This window comes from Bacillota bacterium (genome assembly GCA_040754675.1).
Lineage (GTDB): Bacteria > Bacillota > Limnochordia > Limnochordales > Geochordaceae > Geochorda.
Genome location: JBFMCJ010000295.1, coordinates 1 through 5,049 on the forward strand (window position 1 = coordinate 1; position 5,049 = coordinate 5,049).

The 5,049-nt window shown below is 63.1% G+C and carries 4 protein-coding genes; 1 reads left to right on the forward strand and 3 read right to left on the reverse strand.

Annotated elements, in window-relative coordinates; all coding sequences use genetic code 11:
• Both AB1609_15210 and AB1609_15215 read right to left on the reverse strand, forming a co-directional pair.
• A partial coding sequence (locus tag AB1609_15210; GenBank protein MEW6047804.1) for a metalloregulator ArsR/SmtB family transcription factor occupies positions 1–259 on the reverse strand: 259 nt, incomplete at its 3' end.
• A gap of 813 nt (positions 260–1,072) precedes the next feature.
• Positions 1,073–2,197 (reverse strand): acyl-CoA dehydrogenase family protein, encoded by a 1,125-nt coding sequence (locus AB1609_15215; protein ID MEW6047805.1) that lies wholly within the window; start codon positions 2,195–2,197, stop codon positions 1,073–1,075.
• Positions 2,198–2,357: 160 nt separating this feature from the next.
• On the opposite strand from AB1609_15215, the gene AB1609_15220 reads away from it, so the two are divergent.
• Positions 2,358–2,795, forward strand: a complete 438-nt coding sequence (locus AB1609_15220; protein MEW6047806.1) for a MerR family transcriptional regulator — start codon at positions 2,358–2,360, stop codon at positions 2,793–2,795.
• 234 nt (positions 2,796–3,029) lie between these two features.
• Here AB1609_15220 and AB1609_15225 read toward each other — a convergent pair whose 3' ends face one another.
• Positions 3,030–3,917, reverse strand: coding sequence for a PhzF family phenazine biosynthesis protein (locus AB1609_15225; GenBank protein ID MEW6047807.1), 888 nt, complete (start codon positions 3,915–3,917; stop codon positions 3,030–3,032).
• Between the last annotated feature and the right edge of the window lie 1,132 nt (positions 3,918–5,049).

Here is a 5,049-nt window from a genome sequence, read left to right on the forward strand (position 1 = left end):
TCCAGGGCCCCCGCCGTTCTGTTCTGACCAGCCCGGCGTCCTCGAGCACCTTCAGATAGTGGGAGATAGTTGACTGCGCAAGGCCCAGCAGCCGCACCACGTCGGCTTGGGCCATCGCCGGCTCGCATCTCTCGATGCGGTCGCAGCAAGTCGAAAGGCAGCCGGAGAACAAGGATTCGTAGATCCGCAGGCGATGGGGATTGGCCAGCGCCGCGAAAACCTTGCACAGGCTCGTGCTGTCCTGCCGGTCGACTGCCAACGGTCGCCCTCCCCTCTTGTATAGACCCGCTTCGATATGAGAGTTTACCCGGCGCGTACGGCCAGCGTCAAGCCGCGCGCCGCCGGCCACCGGGGCGGCCCTCCGCCGCGGCCGCCCCGGCAACGGGCGAAGCTCTCCGAGCGGAAGCTCGTGCAGCCACGGCTCCTCCGCCGCCGCGGGCTCTCAGCATCTTTCCGAACTTGCGTCCGCCGTGTCGGCGCCGGGCTTGGCGGTCTGCGTCTTCGGGTCGGCAGGCTCACCGCAGCACGGAGCCGTACCGCCGTCGGGGCTGCCACGCCGCGGCCCCGTCGGATTGCAGCCGCAGCTACCGCCGGGCGAGACGCCCACGGACCTCTTGAGCAGGGCGACAAGTCCTCTGCTCCTGGCCACCATCTAAGGGACCTCCTTCCATTCCTGTAAAGTACTGCCCCCCATTGGGCCCCTCCAGCACATCCAGGTGAGGGCGACGCGGGGGAACCTTCGTGGCGGGGCGAACGCCAGGATCGGGAATACTCAGACATTACGCGGCCTCCCTGGAGTCCTTGAGAAATAGCGATATCGCGCTTTGACGATATCACTGTAACATGCCCTCTGTGGTGTGTCAAGGGGGTCCCCCCGGTGCCCCCTGCCTCGGCGCGGCGTTCCCGCTCGTCGCCGGAGAAGGCACGCATTCCTGCGGCGCGGTAGTCACCTGCTTTGGCTGATCCGCCGGCAGGATGCACCCGCCATCGCAGTTCTGGGGCATGGTCATCACCTCCCTTCGTATGGGGTCGACCCCGTGCTCCGTCCTCAGCGCGATTTGGATGTCAGCAGTCACGTCGCCAGGGCCCGTTTGGCGATGGCCTCGCGCAGTATCTCCGAGGTCATGAAATGAAGTTTCAGGCCTCGCGCGTCCCGGTAGTATCTCTCCACCGGAAGCTCGGAGCTGTACCCGTGACCTCCATGCACCTGCAACGCCAGATCGGTTACACGCAGCGCCGACTCGGTGGCGAATAGCTTTGCCTGGAACGGGTCGATCGTCCCGGTGCTCGAAGCGGCGGAATAAACGGATGACCTCATGGCGGACAGGAGTGTGCTCATCTCTGCCACCATGTCCCGTATCGCCCCTTTGGTTCCCAACGCTTCTCCGCCTATCGTTCTCTGACGTGCGTGACGTACGGCGGCGTTGAACGCAGCTTCGCTCGTACCCAGGGCAATTGCGGCCATTCCCGGCAATGCCACCTCCCGCACCACCGTTGAAAGGAGTTCGAGCCCGGCGCCTTCTCTCCCAAGAAGGTGCCCTGGTGGAACCCTGCATGCGTCAAAAGAGAGTTCTCTGCTGCCCGTGCCGTTGAGACCCATACGCCGGTGATGGCCTCCGAGCGAAAGACCACCGGTTCCCTTCTCGATGACGAGAAAGGATATGCCCGCGGGGCCTTTGGCCGGGTCGGTACGAACCAGGGTCACGAAGCAATCAGCGTACGCGGCGTTGGTGGCGAAGATCTTGGAACCCTTCACCACGTAGCCATCTTCCTGCCTGGTGGCTTCGGTTTCGATCAAGGCTGAGACAGCCCCGCAACCGGCTTCGTGCACCGTCAGGGCCGCCAGCCTGGTCCCTTGGGCCAGTTGAGGAAGCAGGCTTTCTCTTAGAAGTTCGGTCCCTCCCTCGACTATCGCCCTGCTTGCTGCCAGATGGGCGAGACAACTGAGCGCCATGCTTGTGCTTCCCTTTGAAAGTTCCTCGAGTGCAAGTACCAGCGAAAGAGTATCTGATGCGCTTCCCCCGTACCTGGGCGGCACTCCCATTCCGAGGAAACCGACCTCTCCCATCTTCGAGAGGAGTTCGATCGCCCCATCCTCGGACACGTCAAGTTCTGCGGCCTCGGGTATGAGGTATTCTTGCGCAAACCTGGCCGCAAGCTTCTTCGTCGCCTCTTGCTCGCTACCCAGTGTCCACATCAGCACTCCCTCCAGTGAAACAAGGTTTTCTCACGTGCCCGATGATAGGTCATTCCAGCGACGGGAAGGTCAATACTCCAATTCCTTGGTTATGAATGTGAAAACAACTTGACTTTCGGCTGGCTGGAAGGTCATCATTGGACACGAGGGGGTGAGTCGAGTGGCGGAGTACCTGCGGATCGGGCAGCTCGCCTCGCGGCTGGGCGTGAACCCCAAAACCATAAGGTACTACGAGCAACTCGGCATCGTGAGCCCAAAACGCGGTGAGAACGGCTACAGGCTCTTCTCGCCTGATGATGCAGCCGAGCTCCGCTTCGTGCTTCGAGCCAAGGACCTCGGGCTGACCTTGAGCGAGATCAAAGGCCTTCTGGAATATGCGCGCTCCGGGCGTTGCGAAACGGTCAGGTCGGGATTGCGGGGACTGGTGCTGCAAAAGATCGCCGGGATTGAAGCCAGGATAGGGGAGCTAACCTCTTTGAGAAAGGAACTGGAGTCCTGGTTGCAGACTGACCAGGGAGCGTTGGCGGATCGTCCGTCTCCCGCTGGGGAATGTGTTTGCGTTCAAGCCCTGGCAACTTGTGCACCCGCAGAATCATAGTACGGTGTTCTTCGGTGAAGTGAAGAACCTCCCGGTTGACCACCACATACCAGACCCTGCGTACGGGAAGGTTGATATGTCTGTCCTTGACCCGGTTATCTATGCCCCGCTGCACTACTATGCGGTAGGCCGCCGCATCGCCTCCGTAGGAGGCTCCAGGCCGGTTTTCCCCGTAGGCGGTGACAGCCGACGCGCTGAAGGTCCGGGTTGCCAAGTTGGGACCGGAGGTGCTTCCTAGTAGAGCAGCAGTTGGCCTCGGAAGATGGTTATCGCTTGGCCCCCGATCTTCACAGCCTCGATCACCCCGTGTGAGGTCACCACCTCTACATGTACCCTCCCCGGGCGCCCCACGGCATGGCCCTGTTCGGCGACCAGGGTGGAGCTGTCAACCAGGCCATAGTGCACCAGGTAGGCTCCCATCGCCCCACTGGCCGATCCCGTCACCGGGTCTTCGTTGACCCCAGCGGCAGGGGCGAAGTGGCGGGCGACCGCACGGGGTTGCCGAGTATGGTCGATAAGAGCGAAGACGTGGACGCTGAAGAAATCGCTCCGCTCCGTCAGTTCCACGAGGCGATCGAAGTCGGGATGCATCTCCTCCAGCGTAGCGGCATCGTGTAGCCGGACCATCAGTTGGGGGGTGCCGGTGTTCACTGTCTGGATGGGCTCAATGATGTGAGCGGGGGCAAGGTTAAGAGCCGCAGCGACCGGCTCGCGAGGATAGGTCCTAAGAAACTCCGGTCGTTGTTGCGTCAAGACGATGAAGGGTGCTCCATCCGGCACTGTACGGATCTCGACAGGAAGTACCCCCACGTTGAGTTGGAGAGTCACGCGAGTGTGTGCGGCTGTTAGGCTGATGCGGCCGTCTTCGATCAGAGCATGGACGGTGGCAATGGTCGGGTGACCTGCCATGGGGATCTCCTTGCGGGGAGTGAAGAAGCGGAGCCGGAAGTCGGCCACATCGGAAGGCAGCACGAATGCGGTTTCGGACAGGTTCATCTCTTGAGCAATGGCCTGCATCTGCTCGTTAGAAAGTCCCTGAGCGTCCAGGACAATCGCTGCCGGGTTGCCACAGAAGGCGGCTTCAGTGAATGCATCTACCTGCAGAATGGGAAAGGTCCGCATTGTGTCGCCTCCGTCAAGCCATCCTGCTCCCGCCGGGCGCGGAACAACAGGACGCTATGTCCCCACCTTCGCAGGTGGCCTGTTTCCTCCTGGTCAGGGCGGCCCGGATCATGGCAGTCGCACACCCCACGCCACTTTCGACGGTGATCGCACTCGTCGGGCAGTTCCTCCCATAGCGTCCTCCCGTCGGCCCGCTCGCGTATATTCAACCCGAGGGTGAAGCAGACCGTCAAGAGCCAGGCAAGGGTCGGCTTCACGGGGCGGTGGCCCCCGTGGGGCGGGGTTACTTGCCGGGGTTCCCGTAAGCGACTGCGCGCATGGCGACTGCCGACGCCGGGCAGGCTTCCTGGAACTCGGAGGAGGCTTTCGCTGCAGGGCGCAACTGGTCCCGGGGAATCGCTTCCAAGCCCAGGGGGCGGACGCACGCTTCCGGGCCCTGGTGAGCGGGTACGCGGGAGTTTCGGGAGCCAGCCGGGTAAGCTGGGACGCTACCAGGCGCCGGCCCAGGCCCTGATTCCGCCACAAGGGGAGCACCACCAGGGAGCGTAGCAGGGCCGATGAGCGGTAGCGCTCGAGCCCCACCACGCCGTCGTCATCTCCGTCGGGGGTGCTGCAGGCCACAGGAACGAAGGCAGGTGTTCCGCCACGCGGGCAGTGGGCAGGCGGGCAGCACCCAGGATACGCACCACCACATCAAGGTCCCCCAGCTGCGCCTCCCTGGCCCGGATCTCCGAACCGGGGGCTCCCGGCATGGGGGCAGTGACCAGTCCGGTCGCGCAGCCGGAACAGATGAGTGCCGGGACCACTCAGAGCGGCATCGGGGGTACTCCTCACACAGGATGTAGGCTTGCTCAGCCTCACCAGCTCGGCGACCACCAGCTTTCCCCCGGGACGCAGAACTCGCTCCCTCGTCAGCCGTTCCTTGTCCTGGGAGAGGTCAATTGTTAATCACGCGGTTCGACACCACCATGTCGCGCCGGAGTCTTCCAAAGGAATGGCGTCCTGGCTAGCCCACCTCTAGGCGAAGCCGGGTGAACTCCTGCAAAACGTACTTCACCCACGGCCGAGCAGCGTACGGCCAGGTTAACGCAGGCACCCGGGTCCGCAGCCAGGCGGCAGGATCTTCACCCGT